This window comes from Streptomyces sp. NPDC045026, from assembly GCF_056432625.1.
Genome location: NZ_JBWKIS010000001.1, coordinates 401,119 through 420,806 on the forward strand (window position 1 = coordinate 401,119; position 19,688 = coordinate 420,806).

Sequence of the window (19,688 nt, forward strand, 5' to 3'; positions counted from 1 at the left end):
ACATCCGGGCGACGCCGTGATCAACAAGTGGACCGGACGGTGGAGCGTTAGGCAGAACTTACTGCCGTTCCTCCTACCCCCTTGATGCCAGTGAATCTGCGCTCGATCCATTGCATGACATGGTTAGAGCTGTTTCACTTCCTGCTCACATCAGCCCGTGGATCAGGGAGGGCCGTCATGGCCGTCGATCGACAAGAAGTGCCCGGCCCGCCGTCGGTGACCGCGTCCGGGTCCCGTGCGCCCGCCGTGCAGCGCAGGGCGTGGTACGTCCTGGCCCTGCTCGTCTGCCTGATGCTCGTCAACTTCGCGGACAAGGTCGTCGTGGCCCTGTCCGGCGTGGGTATGAAGAAGGAACTGGGCCTGGACGGCTCCCAGTTCGGCGTTGTCCAGAGCAGCTTCTTCTGGCTCTTCGCCGTCGGTTCCGTGCTCGGCGGCTGGCTCGGGGGCAAGGTGCGGGCGCGCTGGCTGCTGGCCGGTATCGCCGCGGTGTGGGCGCTCAGCCTCGCGCCCATGACCGCCCAGGTCGGCTTCACCACGATCATCGCGTGCCGGGTGCTGCTCGGCTTCGCCGAGGGGCCGACCGTCGCGCTGGCGATGCAGGTGGCGCACTCGTGGTTCCCCGCGCACCGGCGGAGCGTGCCCAGCTCGCTCGTCATCGCCGGCGCCGGGGTCGGCCCGCTGATCGCGGCACCCCTGCTGACCTGGGTCATCGAGACGTACTCCTGGCACGCGGCCTTCGGGGTCCTTGCGGCGTTCGGCGCGGTCTTCGCGGTGCTGTGGCTGCTCGGCGGGGACTCCGGACCCGAGGGTGCGCGGGCCGCCGATCACCGGGCGGCGGCGACGGTGCTCCCCGAGCGGGTGCCGCTGCGACGCCTCTTCTCCACGGGAACGCTGATCGGCATGGCCCTCCTGTTCTTCGTCGCGTACGCCAACACGTCCGTCGGTGTCAGCTGGCTGCCGCTCTATCTGCGCGAGGGCCTCGGCTACGACGCGACCACCGCGGGCCGGCTCGTTGTGTTGCCCTATCTGGGATCCGCGGTCGCCGTCATCCTGGTCGGAGTGCTCTCCGGCGTGCTGACCAAGAGAGGGGTCGGGAACAGGGTCGCCCGCGGCATCCTTCCCGCCGCGATGGTCCTGATTTCCGGGGTGTGCACCGTCGCCTTCTCCTCGCTGGATCGTGGGGTACCGCAGATGACGCTGCTCGTGATCGGCGCGTGCCTGAACTCCGCCGGGTACGGCGTCGCCTTCGCGGGTCTCGCCGATGTCGCGCCGGCGAAACAGCGCTCCACCGTGTTCGGGATCATCGCCGCCGTCTACAGCCTCGGTGGGGTCGTGGCACCGCTGGTGATCGGCAGGCTGGTCGACGCCGGGAAGTCCGCAGCGGCGGGTTACGGGGACGGCTTCCTGGTCCTCGGGATCACGATGATCATCGGGGCCGTGGCCGCGCTCCTTCTCGTCCACCCCGATCGGGACGCGGCGAAGCTGGCCGCGGTGTCGTGACGGCCGACGGAGGCGACGGGGTAGATGGAGCAGGTGAGGCAAACGATACGCATCGAAAACCATCACTCGCACTCATACATACCTTGACATCAGGCAAGACTGGCAAGAAAGTGAATGAGCGATAACTTAGGAGTGACGACATATGAAGCGTACTGTCTACAACGAGGACCATGAGGCGTTCCGGTCCGTCGTCCGGGACTTCATCGCCAAGGAGGTGTCCCCGCACTACGAGGAGTGGGAGAAGGACAACCGCGTCCCGCGCGAGCTGTTCCACAAGCTCGGCGAACTCGGGGTGATGGGCTTCGGCATCCCCGAGGAGTACGACGGCCCGGGCGAGACCAGCTACAAGTACCAGACGGTGATCACCGAGGAGTGCGCGCGAGCCGCCGTCTCCTTCGGCCACTACACCGTCACCACCGGCATCGTCCTGCCGTACCTGCTCAACATCGCCGACGAGGAGCAGAAGAAGCGCTGGCTGCCGGGCATCGCCAGTGGCGCGATCACCCTGTGTATCGCCATGACCGAGCCCGGGACCGGATCCGACCTCGCGGGCATCCGCACGAGGGCCGAACTGTCCGACGACGGCACGCACTACGTCCTCAACGGCGCGAAGACCTTCATCACCGGAGCCCTCAACTCCGAGCTGTGCGTCGTCGTGGCCCGCACCTCCGCTCCTACGGCAGAGGACCGCCGCTCCGGTCTGACCCTGCTCGTCGTGCCGACGGACAGTGAGGGCTTCGCGTACGGCCGCAAGCTGGACAAGATCGGCCTGCGCGCCTCGGACACCTCCGAACTCTCCTTCACCGACGTCAAGGTGCCGGTGGCGAACGTCCTCGGAGAGGTCGGCAAGGGCTTCTCCTACCTGGGCAACAATCTCGCCCGCGAGCGCCTCTCCATCGGCGTCGGCGGCGTCGCCGCCGCGAGCGCCGCGATTCGGTTCGCCACGGCGTACGTCCAGGAACGGCAGGTCTTCGGCAAGCCGGTGGCCGCCTTCCAGAACACCAAGTTCGTGCTCGCCGAGTGCGCCGCCGAGGTCGAGGCCGCCCAGGCCATGGTCGACAAGGGCATCGAACTCGACGACCGGCACGAGCTGTCGCCCGCCGACGCCGCGAAGATCAAGCTGTTCTGCACCGAGGTCGCGGGCCGCGTCATCGACAAGTGCCTCCAGCTGCACGGTGGTTACGGCTACATGCTCGAGTACCCGATCGCCCGCCTGTACGCGGACACCCGCGTCTCCCGCATCTACGGCGGTACCAGCGAGGTCATGAAGACGATCATCGCGAAGGACCTGGGTCTCTAGGTCCGCCCAGACGTGCCCGGCCGCCCGATCACCCCCGGCGGGCCGGCCCGGCGCACTCCGGCCGCCCTGCCCCACCCCTGGCAGGGCGGCCGTGCCGCATCCGTGGTTCCCGATTCCCGATGCTCGCCGCCCGCGTTCCCCGTTCCCGCCGCCCGAGAGAGCCGCCCTCCATGACCATCGCACCCGCCTCCGCCACATCGACCACGTCCACCCCACCCTCCGCGGGCCCGCTGGCCGGTATCCGTGTCGTCGAGCTCGGCGGCATCGGCCCGGGACCCTTCGCCGGCATGCTCCTCGCCGACCAGGGCGCCGAGGTCATCCGCGTCGACCGCCCCGCCGAGGCCGGTGCCGCCTCCAAACACCCGATCCTGCACCGGGGCCGCCGCTCGGTCGCCCTCGACCTCAAGGACCCGGCGGGCGTCGAGGCCGTCCTCGCCGTCGTCGACAGCGCCGACGCGCTCATCGAGGGTTTCCGTCCCGGCGTCGCCGAGCGCCTGGGCCTCGGCCCGGAGGCCTGCCTGGCCCGTAACCCCAAGCTGGTCTACGGCCGCATGACCGGCTGGGGCCAGGACGGGCCGCTGGCCCAGGCCCCCGGTCACGACATCAACTACATCGCTGTGGCAGGGGCGTTGGGCGCGCTCGGCGCCGCCGATGAGAACCCGCCCGTCCCACTGAACCTCTTCGGCGACATGGGCGGCGGCGGGATGCTGCTCGCCCTGGGCATCACGACCGCCCTGGTCAGCGCGGCCCGCACCGGCGAGGGTCAGGTCGTCGACGCCGCCATGACCGACGGCACCGCCGTCCAGCTCGCCCTGATTCACGGCCTGTTGGCGGTCGGTCGCTGGGAGGACGCACGTGGCGTCAATCTCTTCGACGGGGGCGCGCCCTTCTACCGCACCTACCGCACCTCCGACGGCGGGTTCATGGCCGTCGGCAGCGTCGAGCCGCAGTTCTACGCGGTGCTCCGGGAGGTCCTGGGCCTCGCCGACGACCCTCTGTTCGCCGAGCAGCACGACCGGGCCGCCTGGCCCGCGATGGGGGAGCGGCTCGCCCGGGTCTTCGCGGAGCGCACCCGCGAGGAATGGACCAAGGCCTTCGACGGTACGCAGTCCTGCGTCACACCGGTGTGCGGCCTGACGGAGGCCGCGACCCATCCGCACAACGTGGCCCGCGGCACGTACTACACCGACAACGGCCTGCTCCAGCCGGCGCCCGCCCCTCGTTTCCAGGGCACTCCGGCGCCCATGCCGCAGCCCGCGCCGGTCGTCGGCGCACACACGCGTGACGTCCTGAAGGAGGTCGGCCTGGACGCGTCCACGATCGACGCCCTCGCCCCGAAGGGCTGACGGCGGGATCGAGGAAGGGGAGGAGCGGCCCGCAGGCCGCCCCTCCCCTTCCTCTCCTCCGGGTTGCTCTTCTCCGGGCTGAACTCCCGGACGGGTCAGAACAGTTCGAGAATCGTCGCGTTCGCCATGCCGCCCGCCTCGCACATCGCCTGGAGGCCGTAGCGGATGTTGTTGTCACGCATGTGGTGCACCAGCGTCGTCATCAGGCGGGCGCCGGAGCCGCCGAGCGGGTGGCCGATGGCCATGGCGCCGCCGAGCGGGTTCATGAGCGAGTAGTCGGCGCCGGTCTCCTTGAGCCAGGCCAGGGTGACCGGGGCGAACGCCTCGTTGATCTCGAACGCGCCGATGTCGCCGATGGAGAGGCCGGAGCGCTTGAGGGCCTTCGCGGTGGCAGGCGCGGGGCCGAGGGCCATGGTGACCGGGTCGGCGCCGGCGAGTACCGCCGTGTGCACGCGGGCGATGGGGGTCCAGCCGTTCTGCCGCGCGATCTCGCTCGTGGTGATCAGGAGCGCGGCGGCGCCGTCCGAAATCTGCGAGGAGTTGCCCGCGCTGACCACGCCGTCCGCCTTGAACGGCGTCTTGAGGCCCGCGAGCTTCTCCAGGGTCGAGCCGCGCCGGACGCCCTCGTCGGTGTCGAAGACGCGCGTGGTGCCGTCCTCGGCGGTGACCGTGACGGGCGTGATCTGCGTGGTGAAGCGGCCCTCGTCGACGGCGCGGGCGGCGCGCTCGTGCGAGTCCAGGGCGTGCTGGTCGAGCTGGGTCCGGGTGAAGCCGTACTGCTCGGCGATCAGTTCGGCGCCGACCCCCTGGTCGAACTCGCCGTCGCCGCCCGGGAAGTAGCGGTTGAGGACCAGCGGGCCGTACGCCTTGCCGGCCGCCGGGACGCTGCGGGCCGAGCCCATCGGCACCCGGCTCATCGACTCGACGCCACCGGCGACGGCGATGTCGTACTGGCCGGCCGTGACCAGGCCCGCGGCGAAGTGCACGGACTGCTGGGAGGAGCCGCAGGCGCGGGAGACGGAGACGCCGGGCACGGACTCGGGCCAGCCCGCGGCGAGCGCGGCGAACCTGCCGACGACGCCGGCCTGCTCGCCGACCTGGGAGACCGTGCCCCAGACGACGTCGTCGACGGTGGCGGGGTCGAGGCCGTTGCGTTCGGCCAGGGCCGTCAGGACATGGGCGGAGAGGTCGACGGCGTGGATGCCGGAGAGGGAACCGCCGCGCTTGCCGACGGGGGTACGCACGGCGTCGACGATGACTGCGTCACGCATGGGCTGCTCCTGGGGGAGGGGGAGGGGCGGAGAGGGAGGGGGTGGTCGCGAGCAGGCGCGATGTAGCAACAAGTTATTCCAAGCTAACCTCGCTGTCCAGGTGATCCTCACGATCGTCAGTGCCTTGACAGCAGCGGAAACGCGCGTGAAAGTGAAAACTGGCTAACCCGCGATCAAGGGAGAGGCAGTCATGCCGCGCACGGTTTTCAACGAGGAGCACGAGGCGTTCCGGCAGGTGGTCCGGGACTTCCTCGCCAAGGAGGCGGTTCCGCACCTGCAGGACTGGGTGGCCGCGAAGGCCGTGTCGCGCGACTTCTACCGCAAGCTCGGCGAGCTGGGCATCCTCGGCATCGAGGTGCCCGAGGAGTACGGCGGCGGCGCCGAGACCGGCCACCACTTCGGTGCCGTGTTCGCCGAGGAGGTCGCACGCGCCGGAGCCACCGTCGGCACCGCGATGACGCACGCCAACATCATCGTGCCGTACCTGCTGCACTTCGGGACCGAGGAGCAGAAGCGGCGGTGGGTCCCCGGCTGTGCATCCGGCGACATCATGCTGTCGATCGCGATGACCGAGCCCGGTACCGGCTCGGACCTGGCCGGCATCCAGACGAAGGCGGTGCTGTCGGAGGACGGCACGCACTACGTCCTCAATGGCGCCAAGACCTTCATCACCGGTGGCACCCAGTGCGACCTGGTCCTCGTGGTCTGCCGCACCTCACCCGCCCCCGCCGGCAACCGCCGCAAGGGCCTGTCGATCCTGGTCGTGGACGCCACGAGCGAGGGCTTCGCCGTCGGCCGCAGCCTCGACAAGATCGGCCTGCACGCCTCCGACACCGCGGAACTGTCCTTCACCGACGTCAAGGTGCCGGTCGAGAACCTGCTCGGCGAGGAGGGCGAGGGCTTCTCCTGCCTGGGCCGCAACCTGGCCCGCGAGCGCCTCGTCATCGCCGTACAGGCGGCCGCCGCGGCCGACGCCGCCGTGCGGTTCGCCAAGGAGTACACCCAAGGCCGCGAGGTCTTCGGCAAGCCGGTGGCGTCCTTCCAGAACACCAAGTTCGTCCTCGCCGAGTGCGCCACCGAGGTCGAGGCCGCCCGGCTCATGGCGTACGAGGCCCTGGAACGCGACGCGCGGGGCGAGCTGTCCGCGGACTACGCCGCCATGGCCAAGCTCCTGTGCACCGAGACCGCCGGCCGCGTCATCGACAAGTGTCTCCAGCTCCACGGCGGTTACGGCTACATGCTCGAGTACCCGATCGCCCGCCTCTACGCCGACACCCGCGTCATGCGCATCTACGGCGGCACCAGCGAGGTCATGAAGACCATCATCGCCAAGTCCATCGGCCTCTGAACCGCCAAGCCCCACCGAGCCCCTCTCTGCACCCCATCCAGGAACGGAATCCACACCATGCAGATCAACGGAGTCTCTGCCGTCGTCACCGGTGGCGCGTCGGGCCTCGGCCTCGCCACCGCCAAGCGCCTGGTCGAGCAGGGCGCCCACGTCGTCCTGCTCGACCTGCCCACCTCCAACGGCGAGCAGGTCGCCAAGGAGCTCGGCGAGCGCGTCCCCGGCGGCAGCGCCGCCTCATGTCACTTCGTGGCCGGTGACGTGCGCAGTGCCGACGACGCCGCCCGCGCCGTGGCCACCGCCGCCGCACAGGCCCCGCTGCGCATCACCGTCAACTGCGCGGGCCTCGGCAAGGGCGGCCGCACCGTCAAGCGCGACGGAACGCCGTACGCCCTCGAGGACTTCGAGTTCGTCGTCGGCGTCAACCTCATCGGCACGTTCAACGTGCTGCGCCTCGCCGCCGCCGAGATGGCGCGGACCGAGGAGGTCGAAGGGGAGCGCGGCGTCATCATCAACACCGCGTCCGCCGCCGCCTTCGAGGGCCAGATCGGCCAGTGCGCCTACTCCGCGTCCAAGGGCGGCATCGTCGGCATGACCCTGCCCATCGCCCGCGACCTGGCCGCCGCCAAGATCCGCGTGATGACGATCGCGCCGGGCCTCTTCTCCACCCCGCTCCTCAACAAGAAGCCGCAGGAGTTCCTGGACGCCCTCGGCGCTCAGGTGCCCCACCCCTCGCGCCTCGGAAACCCCGACGAGTACGCCCACCTGGCCACGTCCATCATCGAGAACCCCATGCTCAACGGCGAGACGATCCGCCTCGACGGCGCCATCCGCATGGCCCCGAAGTAGACCGTCCCCACCCGCTCTTGACCAGGGAGTCTCCCGTGTCCGCAAACAGCTCCGCCCAGAAGGCCGCCGTCGTCACCGGCGCCGCCCGGGGCATCGGTGCGGCGACCGCCGCACGACTGGCGCGCGACGGTTTCGCCGTCGCCGTGTTCGACCTGGACGAGGCCGCCTGCGCCCGTACCGTCGAAGAGATCGAGAAGGAGGGCGGACGCGCCCTGGCCGTCGGCTGCGACGTCTCGGACCCCGAACAGGTCGAGGCCGGTGTCGCCAGGGTCGCCGCCGAACTCGGCGCCCCCGCCGTGCTGGTGAACAACGCCGGCATCATCCGCGACAACCTCATCTTCCGGATGACCCCGCAGGACTTCGACTCCGTCGTCGGCGTCCACCTGCGCGGCGCCTTCCTGATGGCCAAGGCCTGCCAGACCCACATGGTCGACGCCAAGTGGGGCCGGATCGTCAACATGTCCTCCTCGGCCGCGCTCGGCAACCGCGGCCAGTCCAACTACTCCTCCGCCAAGGCCGGTCTCCAGGCGCTCACCAAGACCCTGGCCATCGAGCTAGGCCCGTTCGGCGTCACGGTCAACTGCGTGGCCCCCGGCTTCATCGCGACCGAGATGACCGAGGCGACCGCCGAGCGGATGGGCATCACCTTCGAGGAGTTCACCGACCGGTACGCCAAGAGCATCCCGGTCCGCAGGGGCGGCCGCCCCGAGGACATCGCCCAGGCGGTCTCCTTCTTCGTACGCGAGGAAGCCGGCTTCGTCTCCGGCCAGATCCTCTACGTCGCCGGCGGCCCCAAGGGCTGACGCACCACCCCAAGATGACGGAGGAACTCCTTCATGGGCCTGCATCTGCCCGACGCCATCCGCCTGCACGCCCGTGAGCGTGGCAGCTCCACAGCGCTCACGTGCGCGGGCGGCACCGTCTCCTACGCCGAACTCGACTCACGCAGCAACCGGATTGCGAGGGCCCTCCTCGCCGATGCCGAGGCCGGGTCCCGCATCGGCTTCCTCGCCCGCACCCGCAACGAAGCGGGCGAGATCCTGGTCGGTGCCGCCAAGGCCGGCCTGGTCGCCGTACCGCTCAACTGGCGCCTCGCCGAAGCCGAGTTGACCGCCGTCGCCCGTGACGCCGAGCTGCGCGTCCTGCTCGTCGAACCCGAGTTCCGGGCCGCGGCCGACGCGGTCAGCGCGGCCTTCCCCGGCCTGCGCGTCGTCGTCATCGGCCCCTCGGACGACCCGGCCGTACCCGCGTACGAGACCTGGTTCGCCGACCAACCCGACGACGACCCCGGCCGCGGCACCACCGCCGACGCGGACGAGGTGTTCCTGCAGATCTACACCTCCGGCACCACCGGCCTGCCCAAGGGCGTCCTGCTCACCCACGGCAACTTCTACGCCGACACGACCGAGCTGGAGGAGTATTTCTGGGAGGCCGGGTCGGTGGCGCTGAACGCCTTGCCGATGTTCCACATCGGTGGCCTCGGCTGGCTGCGCGTGGCCCTCACCGCCGGCGCCAACAGCCTGTTGCTCCCGGAGTTCGCCCCGGACGCGGCGGCAGAAGCCATCGAGCGCGAGGGCGTCACCCACGCCTTCCTCGTCCCCTCGGTGCTCCACATGCTCACGGAACTCCCGGGCGTCGAACGGCGCGACTTCTCCCGTCTCACCCTCATCACCTACGGCTCTGCCCCCATCACGCCCGCACTGCTGCGCCGCTCGATGACTCTCTTCGCCTGTCACTTCATGGGCAAGTACGGGCTGACCGAGGGCGGCGGCACGGTGACTCAGCTGCCGCCCGAGGACCACCAGGCCGACGGGCCGAAGCGGCACCTCCTCAAGTCGGTGGGCAGGCCGCGGCGCGGCGTCGACGTCGTCATCGCCGACACCGCGACCGGCAGGCCCGCCCCGGCGGGCACCGTGGGCGAGATCCGCATCCGCTCCCGCCACAACACACCCGGGTACTGGAACCGCCCCGATGAGACCGCGGCGCTGTACGACGCCGACGGCCTGCTGTGCACCGGCGACGGCGGCTACCTCGACCACGACGGCTACCTGTTCCTCACCGACCGCATCAAGGACATGATCGTCAGCGGCGGCGAGAACGTGTATCCGGCCGAGGTCGAGTCCGCCCTCGCGGACCACCCCGCCGTCTCCGAGGCCGCGGTCGTCGGACTCCCGCACGAGAAGTGGGGCGAGGCCGTCACCGCCGTCGTCGTCCTGCGCCGCGGCGCCGACGCCCCCGGCGAGCAGGAGCTCATCGACTTCACGCGGGAGCGCATCGCCTCGTACAAGAAGCCCCATCGCGTGCACTTCGTCGAGGCGCTGCCCCGCAACCCCAACGGCAAGGTCCTCAAGCGTGAGCTGCGGGCCCGCCTCAAGTAGCGAACATCCACTGAAGAAGGGGACGGCCATGGCCGATCTCGAGTACACGGTCCGCGACAGGATCGCGACCATCCTGCTCAACCGCCCCGAGCGCAAGAACGCCTTCACCATCGACATGGTGCACGCCTGGGCCGACGCCCTGATCGAGGCCCAGCGCGACCCCGAGGTGCGCGTCATCGTCCTCACCGGCGCCGGTGGTTCCTTCTGCTCCGGCGTCGACCTCTCCGCCTTCAAGGGCGAGGAGCGGCCGCCGCTGGGGGAGAAGGAACTGCTCACCCAGAACGTGCATCGCGTCGCGCTCGCCCTGGAGGACGTCGACAAGCCCGTGATCGCCGCCGTCGCCGGGCCCGCCGTGGGCGCCGGAATGGACATGGCGCTCCTGTGCGACCTGCGCTTCGCGGGGCGCGGGGCGCGCTTCTCCGAGGGCTACATCAAGGTCGGTCTTGTCCCCGGCGACGGCGGCTGCTGGCTCCTGCCCCGCGCCGTCGGCACCTCCACCGCGCTGCGGATGCTGTGGACCGGCGACTTCGTCGGCGCCGACGAGGCACTGCGCATCGGCCTGGTCGACGAGGTGCACGAGGACGAGGACCTGATGGACGCGGTGTACGCGTACGCGGCCCGGCTCGCCGAGCGCCCGCCGGTCGCGATCCGCACCATCAAGCGCGCCGTCCGCCAGGGCGCCCGGCATGACCTGCGCACCGCGCTCGACCTGATCTCGTCGCACATGGCCGTGATCACCTCGACCGAGGACTCGGCGGAGGCGTTCACCGCCTTCCAGGAGAAGCGCCCCGGCGTCTTCAACGGCCGCTGACCCCCACACCGTTACGCCCGAAAGGCCACCATGGACCACTCCGACCACTCCCCAGGAACGGACTCCTGCGCCGAACTACGCGCACAGGTGCGCGAGTTGACCGCCGAGTGGCGGGACGCGGGACGCTACGTCCCGCGCAGCGACTCCTGGCTGCGCTCCTTCGACCTGGAGTTCAGCAAGGAACTCGCCGCCCGCGGTCTCGTCGCGATGACGTACCCCGAGGAGTTCGGCGGCGCCGGGCGCACCAACGTCGAACGGCTCGCCGTCACCGAGGAGTTGCTCCGTGCGGGCGCCCCCGTCGCCGCGCACTGGATCGGTGACCGGCAGATCGGCCCCGCGGTCCTGCGGCACGGCACGCGCGAGCTCCGGGAGGAGATCGTGCCGCGGATCGCCTCGGGCGAGGCGGTCTTCTGCCTCGGCATGAGCGAGCCCGAGGCCGGTTCCGACCTCGCCTCGGTGCGCACGAAGGCCGAGCGGGTCGACGGCGGCTGGCTGGTGAACGGTCACAAGATCTGGACCACTCAGGCCCACCACGCGACGCACGCCTACCTCCTCGCCCGCACCTCGCGCGAGGAGCGCAAGCACGACGGGCTCAGCGAGTTCATCCTCGACATGGACACCGAGGGCGTGCAGGTCACCCCGATCGTCGACCTCGCGGGCGAACACCACTTCAACGAGGTGCGCTTCGAGAACGTCTTCGTGCCCGCCCGGCGCGTCATCGGCGAGGTCGGCAAGGGCTGGAAGCAGGTCGTCGAGCAGCTCTCCTTCGAGCGCGGCGGGGCCGAGCGCGCCCTGTCCAGCTACCCCGTCCTCGTCGAGCTGATCGCCGAGGCATCGCGGCAGCGGGACGACCGCGAACTGCACGCACTGCTCGGGTCGTTGGTGGCCCGTCTCGCCGTCCTGCGCCGCCTCTGCTTCGAGGTCGCGAGCGCCATGGACGCCGGCCAGGCCCCCGTCCAGCAGGCCGCCGCCCTCAAGTACCTGGGCAACGCCTTCGAGCACGACGTCATCGAGGCGCTGCGCCGCACCGACCTGTGCCAGGACCCCGCCTTCGACTCCACCTTCGGCCAGGCGCTGCTCGCCTCGCCTGCCTTCAGCCTGCGCGGCGGCGCGGCCGAGGTGCTGCTCTCCCTCATCGCCCGACAGGAGGCCCGTTCATGAGCAGGTTCGCGGACGAACTGCGGAGCCTGGTCGACGACCTGGCCGCGTCCGGCAGGCCCGATCTGTGGGGCAGCCTCTGCGACCTCGGCCTGCCCAGGGTCGGCATCGAGGAGGAGAGAGGCGGCTCCGGCGGCTCCCTCGACGACCTGCTCGTGGTCGTCGAATCCCTCGCGGGCCACGGTATCGGCGTACCTGTCGTCGAGGCGTCCACCGCCGACTGGGTGCTCAGCCACGCGAGGGAACTCGACGGGGAGCTGACCACCGTCCTGCTGCTCGACCGGGCGCCCGGGACGGTCTCCGGTGTCATCACCGCCGAACTGACCGCCGTGCCGTGGGCGCGCGACGCGGCCCGTCTCGTGCTGTGCGCGCCGGGCGCCGCGCCGCTCCTGGTGGACCTGCGGCACCCCTCGGTGACCGTGCGGGACGTCGACAACATCGCCGGGGAGCCCCGTGACACCGTGATCCTCGCGGACACCCCGGTCAGCGCCCTCGACGGCGCGCCCTCACACGAGGTCGTACGCGAGCGGCTGGCGCTCTTGTGGTCCGCGGCCGTGCTGGGCGCCGCCCGAGGCGCGTACCGCCTCACCAAGAGGTATGTCTCCGAGCGGGAGCAGTTCGGCGCACCGCTGCTCAAGATCCCGGCCGTCTCCGGCAACCTCGCCCGGATGCGGGTCCAACTCGTCCAGGCCGACGCCGCGTTGGCACTGGCGAGCGAGGCGGCCCCGCTGAGCGGCGCCGTCGAGATCGCACGGATCACCACAGCGGCGGCCGCGACCGAGATCGCCCAGATCGCCCACCAGCTGCACGGAGCCATGGGCATCACCGACGAGTACCCGCTGCACCGCCTGACCCGCCGCCTGTGGTCCTGGCGCGACGCCGTCGCCCCCGAGCGCCGCTGGGCCGAGAGTCTCGGGCGCCGCGCGGCCGAGGCCGGCGAGAACGGCGTATGGACCCGCATCACGGCCACCGGCCGATGACCGCCCACCCACCAACCGCGAGGAATGAGCAAGCGATGCCTTCCACTCCCGAACTCGACTGGGACGACACCACCGACCAGGCCAACGCCACCCGTGGCCTCGTCGACAAGCTGGAGCCCTGCGTCGTACGCAACGAAGCGGGCCGGGTCGTGTGGGACAACGACCGCTGGGACTTTCTGAACAAGGACGAGAGCCCCGACACCGTGCACCCGAGCCTGTGGCGGCAGAGCCGGCTCAACACGGCCCAGGGCCTCTTCGAGGTCGTGCCGGGCGTGTTCCAGGTCCGCGGCCTCGACGTGTCCAACATGACGATCATCGAGGGCGAGACCGGCCTGGTCGTCGTCGACCCCCTGATGTCCAAGGAGGTCTCCGCCGCGGGGATGGAGCTGTACCGCCGCAACCGCGGCGAGCGCCCTGTCCACGCGGTGATCTACACGCACAGCCACGGCGACCACTTCGGAGGCGTACTCGGCGTCACCACCAACGAAGCGGTGGGGACGGGCGCCTGCGTGATCATCGCGCCCGACGAGTTCATGCAGCACGCCGTCAGCGAGAACATCTTCGCCGGCCCCGCGATGCTCCGGCGCGCCGTCTACATGTACGGACGCTCCCTGCCGGCGGGACCCGAGGGCCTCGTCGGCTTCGGTATCGCGCAGTCCCTGTCCACCGGCACCGTGGGCCTGATCGCGCCGACCCTCGACGTCACCGAGACCGGCCAGGAAGTGGTCGTCGACGGCATACGTCTCGTCTTCCAGCTCACCCCGGACACCGAGGCGCCCGCGGAGCTGAACTTCTATCTGCCGGACCACCAGGTCCTGCTGATCGCCGAGAACGTCAACCACACCCTGCACAACCTCCTCACGCTGCGCGGCGCCCAGGTCCGCGACGCCCACGCCTGGGCGGCGTACATCACCGAGTCGATCCAGCTCTTCCAGGACGCCGACGTGCTGATCGGCTCCCACAACTGGCCGACGTGGGGCCGCGAACAGGTGATGCGCCTGCTCACCGAGCAGCGCGACGCGTACGCCTACCTCCACGACCAGACCGTCCGGCTGATGAACCAGGGCCTCACCGGGCCCGAGATCGCCGAGGAGATCCAGTCCTTCCCCGGCGACCTCGGCAAGGCCTGGAGCGCGCGCGGCTACTACGGCTCCATCAGCCACAACGTCAAGGCCGTGTACCAGCGTTACATGGGCTGGTACGACGGCAACCCGTCGCATTTGTGGCAGCACCCGCCGGTCGAGCAGGCCAAGCGGTACGTCGCCGCGATCGGCGGTGCGGACGCGACCGTCGCCTCGGCCCGTGAGGCCGTCAAAAGCGGAGACCTGCGCTGGGCCGCCGAACTCCTCAACCATGTGCTGTTCGCCGAGCCGGAGCACACTGCGGCCCGTGAGCTGCAGGCCGAGACGTACGAGCGGCTGGGCTTCGCCCAGGAGAACGGCACCTGGCGCAACATCTACCTCACCGGCGCCAAGGAACTGCGGGAAGCGGGCCAGGAGATCCGCACGGTCGGCGCCCCGGGCGCCGAGAGCGTCGACATGCTGTCCGGGCTCTCCACCGGGCAGATCTTCGAGTCGATGGCGGTCCGCCTCGACGGCCCGCGCGCGGCGGCCCACCGACTGCTGCTGCGCTGGGAGTTCACCGACACCGACGAGATCTGGACGCTGCTTGTCGGCAACGGTGTCCTCACCCCGATGCGCGGCGACGCGCCCGGTGCGGATGCCCCGCAGCTCACTCTGCGGCTGGAGCGCACCACACTCGACCAAGTCCTCGCTCAACGCACCTCCTTCACCAAGGCGATCGGGTCCGGTGCCGTGACCGTGGAGGGCGACATCACCGTGCTCGCCACCTTCTACGGCCTCCTCGAAAAGCCCCGGCGGAACTTCCCGATCGTCCTGCCGTAGCGACAGCTCAACAGAGAACAGGGGCCCGCACCCGCGGGCCCCTGTTCTTTCCGTTGTCTTTGATACGGCGGCGGGGCCGGGCGGAGTATGCGCACTCCGCCCGGCCCCGCTGTGCTGTACCGCCCGCCCCGCGTCAGGAACCCGCTGCCCGCCTGCGCAGCTCCGTCTTGAGGATCTTGCCCGTCGCCGAGAGCGGCAGCTCGTCCACGATCACCACGTCCCGGATCCGCTGGTACGGCGCGACGCGCTCGGCGACGTACGCCATCAGCTCCTCGGCAGTGGCCGCCGAATCCACGCCGCTCGCCTCGGACTTGAGGGAGACGAACGCGAGGGGGATCTCGCCGTGCTCGGGGTGCGGCCGCCCCACGACCGACGCCTGGGCGACCGCCGGGTGCTCACGCAGGATGTTCTCCAGCGGGCCGGGATACACGTTGTAGCCCTTGTAGATCAGCATGTCCTTCGCCCGGCCCACCAGCGAGAGCCAGCCCTGCTCGTCGTACGTGCCGAGGTCGCCGGTGCGCAGCCAGCCGTCGACGTACTGGCCCGCGGTGAGTTCCGGGTGGCCGAGGTAGCCGGCCGTGACCTGCGGGCCACGGACCCAGACCTCGCCCTTCTCACCTCGGGCCATGGGGGTGACGCCGTCCATGTCGCGGATCTCGATCTCGGTGTCGAACAGGGCGAGGCCGGTGCTCCCGGCGGGACGGGGCATCCTGCTGTCCAGCGGGCTGATGGAGACACCCATGGTGGCCTCCGTCAGGCCGTACCCGTCACTGACGATGGCGCGCGGGAAGACCTCGGCGAGCTCCGCGGTCGCGGCCGGGTTGATGGGCGCCGAGCCGCTGCTGACGAGGCGCACGCACGACAGGTCGCGCTCTCGCACCCCGGGCACCGCGAGAAGGGCGTGGCACAGGGCCGGGGAGCCGGTGATGGCGTGCACGCCGAGGCGCTCGACGGTGTCCAGGTAGCGGACCGGGTCGAAGCGGCCGAAGACCACCATGGTCAGTCCGGCGGCGGCGAACACGCTCTGGCTGACCATGCCCATGCCGTGGAAGAGCGGGGCGATGGAGATGCCGGTGGCGGAGCCGATGGGGATGTGGTGCTCGGTCCTCGCCTCCTCCACATGGTGCAGGGTGATGCGGCCCTCCTCGTCGGCGGCCGGGAAGGCGGCGCTGCGCCAGCACGCCACCTGGAGCACGTTCTTGACGAGGTTGCGGTGCAGGACCATGACGGCCTTCGGTACGCCCGTGGTGCCGCCGGTGAAGGCGAGGTGCGCGATGGCCTCCCCCTCCACCGCGGTCGGGGGCGCCGCCTCGGCCTTCATGAGGTCGTCGAACGCGACCGTGGGGACCGGGAAGGTGACGGGAGCCCGGTCTCCGCCCGGGGCGGCGGCCGTCGGCGGGGCCACGGACACGAGCCGGACCGCCTCCGAGCCGGCGATTCCCTCGGCCAGTTGAGCGGCGACGGACGGGTGGGTGAGGACGGCGACCGCGCCCGAGTCGTCGAGCTGACGGCGCAGCGCGAGCGGGGGCTGGGCGGGGTTGACCGGCACCACGGACGCCCCGGCGAACAGGATGCCGTAGTAGCCGACCGTGAACCAGATCGAGTTGGGCATGTGGACGGCCACCGCGTCACCCGGCGCGATGCCCTGGTCGCGCAGCCCCTGGGCGACGCGCAGGGCGCGCTCGTACAGTTCGGCGTAGGTGAGGCGTTCGTCGCCGTCGATGAGCGCGGTGCGGTCGGGGTAGGCATGGGCCGACCCGGCGAGCAGATCCGCGATCGTGCCGTCGGGGTAGTCGAGGGTGCGGGGCATCCCCTGGGGCCAGGTGGTGGTCATGGCGGAACTCCTTCGTCCAGTCATGCCCGAGCGCGTTGCCTCGGGACTGTAGCTGTGGATCACGCCGGTGCCGTGGAGCTCGACGATGCGTCGCACCGGCGTGCGGCGGCGGGGATGCCGTCAGCGGCCGCCCCAGACGGGGGCCCGCTTCTCGGCGAAGGCCCGCGCGCCCTCCTTGGCGTCCGCCGACGCGAAGACCGGGGCGCAGGCGGCGGTGTTGCGCTCCCACGCCTGGTCGGCCGTCCAGTCGGCCGACTCGACGACGATCTGCTTGCTGGCCCGCACGGCGAGGGGGCCGTTCGCGGCGATCTCCTTCGCGAGTGCGAGAGCATCCGTCAACGCCTCACCCTGCGCGGTCAGTTCGTTGACCAGGCCGAGGTCGCGGGCGCGCTCGGCATCGAGGAACGCGCCGGTGAGCGCGTACTGCATCGCGATGTTGTACGGGATCTTGCGGGGCAGGCGCACCAGCCCGCCGCCGGCCGCGATGAGGCCGCGCTTGGTCTCGGGGAGGCCGAACTTCGCGGTGCGGGCGGCGACGACCATGTCGCAGGCGAGAGCGAGTTCCGTGCCGCCGCCGAGAGCGTAGCCCTCGACCGCGGCGATCAGCGGCTTGGCGGGCGGGGTCTCGGTGATGCCGCAGAAGCCGCGGCCGGGGATCCCGGAACGCTCGCCCGCGGCAAGGGCCTTGAGGTCGGCGCCGGCGCAGAAGGTGCCGCCGGCACCCGTGATGACGCCGACGACGAGGTCGTCGCGGGCGTCGAGCTCGTCGATCGCCTCGGCGACGGCGTCCGCCACCGCCCGGTTCACGGCGTTACGGGCCTCGGGACGGTTGATCGTCACGACGGCGACCCCGTCGGCGAACGAGGTGAGGACCAGATCGGACATGAGGGTTCCTTCGGTGAGGTGTTGAGCTGGGGATCAGAGGGGTCAGCGGGCCGGGCGCACCACGGTCTCCTGCACCACGTGGGCGATGAGCTCGCCGTCGAGGCTCCACACGTCCGCGAAGGCGAGGCCGCGGCCATCACCCGCGGTGGGGCTGCGCTGGGCGAACAGCATCCACGCGTCGGCGCGGAACGGCCGGTGGAACCAGACGGCGTGGTCGAGGGAGGTGAGGAACATCGACGGCGGCTCGTCGCGCAGCATCCGGGGCAGTTCGGTCGACAGGACGGTCGCCGGGGCCAGAAACAGGTCGGAGGCGTACGCGAGCGCGCAGGCGTGCAACATCGGGTCGTCGGGCAGGGCTTCGACCGAGCGCATCCAGAGCTTCTGCTCCGTGAGGCCGGGCGTCGCCACGTCGGGCCCTTGGACGTAGCGCATCTCGAGAACGCGGCGGAACTCGGCCTGGGCGTAGTCCTCAGGGTTGTTCCGCGACCAGATCTCGTACAGGTCGGGCAGCGACCCGGGGTCGGGGGTGTCCGGCATGGTCGTCTGGCGGTCCTCGGCCGGCTCCCGCTTCTTGAACGAGGCGGAGAGTGTGAAGACGATCTCGCCGCCCTGGACGGCGGTGACCCGGCGCGACAGGTAGGACGACCCGTCCCGGACCCGCTCCACCGTGTAGACGAGGGGGCGTCCGGTGTCTCCCGCGCGCAGGAAGTACCCGTGCAGCGAGTGCACGGCCCGGTCGTCGGGCACGGTCCGGCCCGCGGCCGTGAGCGCCTGGGCCGCGACCTGTCCGCCGAAGGCACGCAGCGGGATGCCGGCGTGGCACCAGCCGCGGAACAGGTCGCGGTCCAGCTGCTCCAGGTTCAGGAAGCCTCCGAAATCGCCGGCCGGGCTCCGTCCCGTCGCGTTGCCCGGCGCTGTGGGTGTCGCGGACATGGCGGGCATCGCGGGCCGTCCTCAGAGGAGTTCGAGGACGGTGGCGTTGGCCATGCCGCCGCCCTCGCACATGGACTGGAGCCCGTAGCGGATGCCGTTGTCGCGCATGTGGTGGACGAGGGTGGTCATGATGCGGGCGCCGGAGCCGCCGATGGGGTGGCCGATGGCCATCGCGCCGCCGAGCGGGTTCATCCGCTCATAGTCGGCGCCGGTCTCGCGCAGCCAGGCCAGGGAGACGGAGGCGAACGCCTCGTTGATCTCGAAGGCGCCGATGTCGTCCAGCGACAGGCCGGCCTTCTTGAGGGCCTTGGCCGTCGCGGGGATCGGGCCCTTGAGCATGGTGACCGGGTCGGTGCCCGTGACCACGGCCGTGTGGATCCGCGCCATGGGCGTCCAGCCCTGCGCCTTCGCGAACTCGCCGGTCGTGACGAGGAGCGCGCCGGTGCCGTCGGAGACCTGCGAGGCGTTGCCCGCGGTGATGGTGCCGTCCTCCTTGAAGGCGGGCTTGAGACCGGCGAGCTTGTCGAGGGTGGAGCCGCGGCGGATGCCCTCGTCGGTGTCGAAGACGCGGGTGGTGCCGTCCTCGTCGGTGACGGTGATCGGGGCGATCTGGTCCTTGAAGCGGCCCTCGTCCACGGCCTTGGCGGCGCGCGCGTGGGAGTCGAGGCCGTGCTGGTCCATCTCGGTGCGGGTGATGCCGTACTCGTCCGCGATCATCTGGGCGCCCGTGCCCTGGTTGAAGCGGATGCCGTCGTAGCGGTCGAAGACGTCGGGGCCGAAGGGCTCGCCGAAGGAGCCGTCGCCGCGCGTGGTGCCGAGCGGCAGGCGGCTCATGATCTCGACACCGCCTGCCACGGCCACGTCGTACTGGCCGGAGATCACCCCGGCCGCAGCCTGGTGCACGGCCTGCTGCGAGGAGCCGCACTGACGGTCGACGGTGACGGCGGGGACGGACTCGGGCCAGCCCGCGGCCAGCACGGCGGCGCGGCCGACACAGCCGGCCTGCATGCCGACCGCGGAGGCGCAGCCCCAGATCACGTCGTCGACGAGGGCCGGGTCGAAACCGACGCGCTCGACAAGGGCGTTGAGCACATGGGCGGAGAGTGAGGCGGAGTGCAGCCGCGAGAGCGAGCCGCCGCGCCTGCCGACGGGGGTGCGTACGGCGTCGACGATCACTGCGTCGCGCATGGGGTC

General features: G+C 70.9%; 16 protein-coding genes. 11 read left to right on the forward strand and 5 right to left on the reverse strand.

The window, feature by feature from the left end:
- The first annotated feature begins 177 nt into the window (after window positions 1-177).
- From AC07EJ_RS01800 to AC07EJ_RS01810, 3 genes are all read left to right on the forward strand, one after another.
- Window positions 178-1,500 (forward strand): MFS transporter, encoded by a 1,323-nt coding sequence (locus AC07EJ_RS01800; protein WP_389489735.1) that lies wholly within the window; start codon window positions 178-180, stop codon window positions 1,498-1,500.
- Between the two features lie 142 nt (window positions 1,501-1,642).
- On the forward strand, window positions 1,643-2,800 hold the full coding sequence (locus tag AC07EJ_RS01805; protein ID WP_389489737.1) for an acyl-CoA dehydrogenase family protein: 1,158 nt from the start codon (window positions 1,643-1,645) through the stop codon (window positions 2,798-2,800).
- Window positions 2,801-2,970: 170 nt separating this feature from the next.
- Window positions 2,971-4,146, forward strand: coding sequence for a CaiB/BaiF CoA transferase family protein (locus tag AC07EJ_RS01810; protein WP_389489740.1), 1,176 nt, complete (start codon window positions 2,971-2,973; stop codon window positions 4,144-4,146).
- A gap of 95 nt (window positions 4,147-4,241) precedes the next feature.
- On the opposite strand, the gene AC07EJ_RS01815 is transcribed toward AC07EJ_RS01810, so the two are convergent.
- Window positions 4,242-5,417, reverse strand: coding sequence for a thiolase family protein (locus AC07EJ_RS01815; RefSeq protein ID WP_389489742.1), 1,176 nt, complete (start codon window positions 5,415-5,417; stop codon window positions 4,242-4,244).
- A 190-nt stretch (window positions 5,418-5,607) separates the two neighbouring features.
- Here AC07EJ_RS01815 and AC07EJ_RS01820 point away from each other — a divergent pair, with 190 nt between their 5' ends.
- From AC07EJ_RS01820 to AC07EJ_RS01855, 8 genes are read left to right on the forward strand one after another with little or no spacing between them, the layout of a single operon-like run.
- Complete coding sequence (locus AC07EJ_RS01820) at window positions 5,608-6,765, forward strand: acyl-CoA dehydrogenase family protein (RefSeq protein WP_389489745.1); 1,158 nt, start codon at window positions 5,608-5,610, stop codon at window positions 6,763-6,765.
- Between the two features lie 57 nt (window positions 6,766-6,822).
- Window positions 6,823-7,611, forward strand: a complete 789-nt coding sequence (locus AC07EJ_RS01825; RefSeq protein ID WP_389489747.1) for an SDR family NAD(P)-dependent oxidoreductase — start codon at window positions 6,823-6,825, stop codon at window positions 7,609-7,611.
- Between the two features lie 35 nt (window positions 7,612-7,646).
- Window positions 7,647-8,414 carry a 3-oxoacyl-ACP reductase FabG gene (gene fabG / locus AC07EJ_RS01830; protein ID WP_389489749.1) on the forward strand — a complete coding sequence of 256 codons (768 nt, stop codon included), beginning with the start codon at window positions 7,647-7,649 and terminating at the stop codon, window positions 8,412-8,414.
- Window positions 8,415-8,447: 33 nt separating this feature from the next.
- Complete coding sequence (locus AC07EJ_RS01835) at window positions 8,448-9,989, forward strand: long-chain-fatty-acid--CoA ligase (RefSeq protein ID WP_478883524.1); 1,542 nt, start codon at window positions 8,448-8,450, stop codon at window positions 9,987-9,989.
- 28 nt (window positions 9,990-10,017) lie between these two features.
- Window positions 10,018-10,800, forward strand: a complete 783-nt coding sequence (locus AC07EJ_RS01840) for an enoyl-CoA hydratase/isomerase family protein (RefSeq protein ID WP_389489753.1) — start codon at window positions 10,018-10,020, stop codon at window positions 10,798-10,800.
- A 30-nt stretch (window positions 10,801-10,830) separates the two neighbouring features.
- Window positions 10,831-11,961 carry an acyl-CoA dehydrogenase family protein gene (locus tag AC07EJ_RS01845; RefSeq protein WP_389489755.1) on the forward strand — a complete coding sequence of 377 codons (1,131 nt, stop codon included), beginning with the start codon at window positions 10,831-10,833 and terminating at the stop codon, window positions 11,959-11,961.
- Window positions 11,958-12,938 (forward strand): acyl-CoA dehydrogenase family protein, encoded by a 981-nt coding sequence (locus AC07EJ_RS01850; RefSeq protein ID WP_478883525.1) that lies wholly within the window; start codon window positions 11,958-11,960, stop codon window positions 12,936-12,938. Before AC07EJ_RS01845 ends, AC07EJ_RS01850 begins: the two co-directional genes overlap by 4 nt.
- Before the next feature lie 35 nt (window positions 12,939-12,973).
- On the forward strand, window positions 12,974-14,842 hold the full coding sequence (locus AC07EJ_RS01855) for an alkyl/aryl-sulfatase (RefSeq protein ID WP_478883526.1): 1,869 nt from the start codon (window positions 12,974-12,976) through the stop codon (window positions 14,840-14,842).
- 133 nt (window positions 14,843-14,975) lie between these two features.
- Here the strand turns inward: AC07EJ_RS01855 and AC07EJ_RS01860 are convergent, their stop codons facing one another.
- The 4 genes from AC07EJ_RS01860 to AC07EJ_RS01875 all read right to left on the reverse strand — a co-directional run bounded on the left by AC07EJ_RS01860 (window position 14,976) and on the right by AC07EJ_RS01875 (window position 19,682).
- Window positions 14,976-16,676, reverse strand: a complete 1,701-nt coding sequence (locus AC07EJ_RS01860; RefSeq protein WP_478883527.1) for a class I adenylate-forming enzyme family protein — start codon at window positions 16,674-16,676, stop codon at window positions 14,976-14,978.
- Between the two features lie 120 nt (window positions 16,677-16,796).
- On the reverse strand, window positions 16,797-17,561 hold the full coding sequence (locus tag AC07EJ_RS01865) for a crotonase/enoyl-CoA hydratase family protein (RefSeq protein ID WP_389490142.1): 765 nt from the start codon (window positions 17,559-17,561) through the stop codon (window positions 16,797-16,799).
- A gap of 42 nt (window positions 17,562-17,603) precedes the next feature.
- On the reverse strand, window positions 17,604-18,503 hold the full coding sequence (locus tag AC07EJ_RS01870; protein ID WP_478883528.1) for an acyl-CoA thioesterase: 900 nt from the start codon (window positions 18,501-18,503) through the stop codon (window positions 17,604-17,606).
- A gap of 12 nt (window positions 18,504-18,515) precedes the next feature.
- Window positions 18,516-19,682 carry a thiolase family protein gene (locus AC07EJ_RS01875; protein ID WP_389490146.1) on the reverse strand — a complete coding sequence of 389 codons (1,167 nt, stop codon included), beginning with the start codon at window positions 19,680-19,682 and terminating at the stop codon, window positions 18,516-18,518.
- Between the last annotated feature and the right edge of the window lie 6 nt (window positions 19,683-19,688).

Coding starts and splice junctions, on each gene's coding strand:
- AC07EJ_RS01800 (WP_389489735.1), top strand. CDS start 178: ATGGCCGTCGATCGACAAGAAGTGCCCGGCCCGCCGTCGGTGACCGCG.
- AC07EJ_RS01805 (WP_389489737.1), top strand. CDS start 1,643: ATGAAGCGTACTGTCTACAACGAGGACCATGAGGCGTTCCGGTCCGTC.
- AC07EJ_RS01810 (WP_389489740.1), top strand. CDS start 2,971: ATGACCATCGCACCCGCCTCCGCCACATCGACCACGTCCACCCCACCC.
- AC07EJ_RS01815 (WP_389489742.1), bottom strand. CDS start 5,417: ATGCGTGACGCAGTCATCGTCGACGCCGTGCGTACCCCCGTCGGCAAG.
- AC07EJ_RS01820 (WP_389489745.1), top strand. CDS start 5,608: ATGCCGCGCACGGTTTTCAACGAGGAGCACGAGGCGTTCCGGCAGGTG.
- AC07EJ_RS01825 (WP_389489747.1), top strand. CDS start 6,823: ATGCAGATCAACGGAGTCTCTGCCGTCGTCACCGGTGGCGCGTCGGGC.
- AC07EJ_RS01835 (WP_478883524.1), top strand. CDS start 8,448: ATGGGCCTGCATCTGCCCGACGCCATCCGCCTGCACGCCCGTGAGCGT.
- AC07EJ_RS01840 (WP_389489753.1), top strand. CDS start 10,018: ATGGCCGATCTCGAGTACACGGTCCGCGACAGGATCGCGACCATCCTG.
- AC07EJ_RS01845 (WP_389489755.1), top strand. CDS start 10,831: ATGGACCACTCCGACCACTCCCCAGGAACGGACTCCTGCGCCGAACTA.
- AC07EJ_RS01850 (WP_478883525.1), top strand. CDS start 11,958: ATGAGCAGGTTCGCGGACGAACTGCGGAGCCTGGTCGACGACCTGGCC.
- AC07EJ_RS01855 (WP_478883526.1), top strand. CDS start 12,974: ATGCCTTCCACTCCCGAACTCGACTGGGACGACACCACCGACCAGGCC.
- AC07EJ_RS01860 (WP_478883527.1), bottom strand. CDS start 16,676: ATGACCACCACCTGGCCCCAGGGGATGCCCCGCACCCTCGACTACCCC.
- AC07EJ_RS01865 (WP_389490142.1), bottom strand. CDS start 17,561: ATGTCCGATCTGGTCCTCACCTCGTTCGCCGACGGGGTCGCCGTCGTG.
- AC07EJ_RS01870 (WP_478883528.1), bottom strand. CDS start 18,503: ATGCCCGCCATGTCCGCGACACCCACAGCGCCGGGCAACGCGACGGGA.
- AC07EJ_RS01875 (WP_389490146.1), bottom strand. CDS start 19,682: ATGCGCGACGCAGTGATCGTCGACGCCGTACGCACCCCCGTCGGCAGG.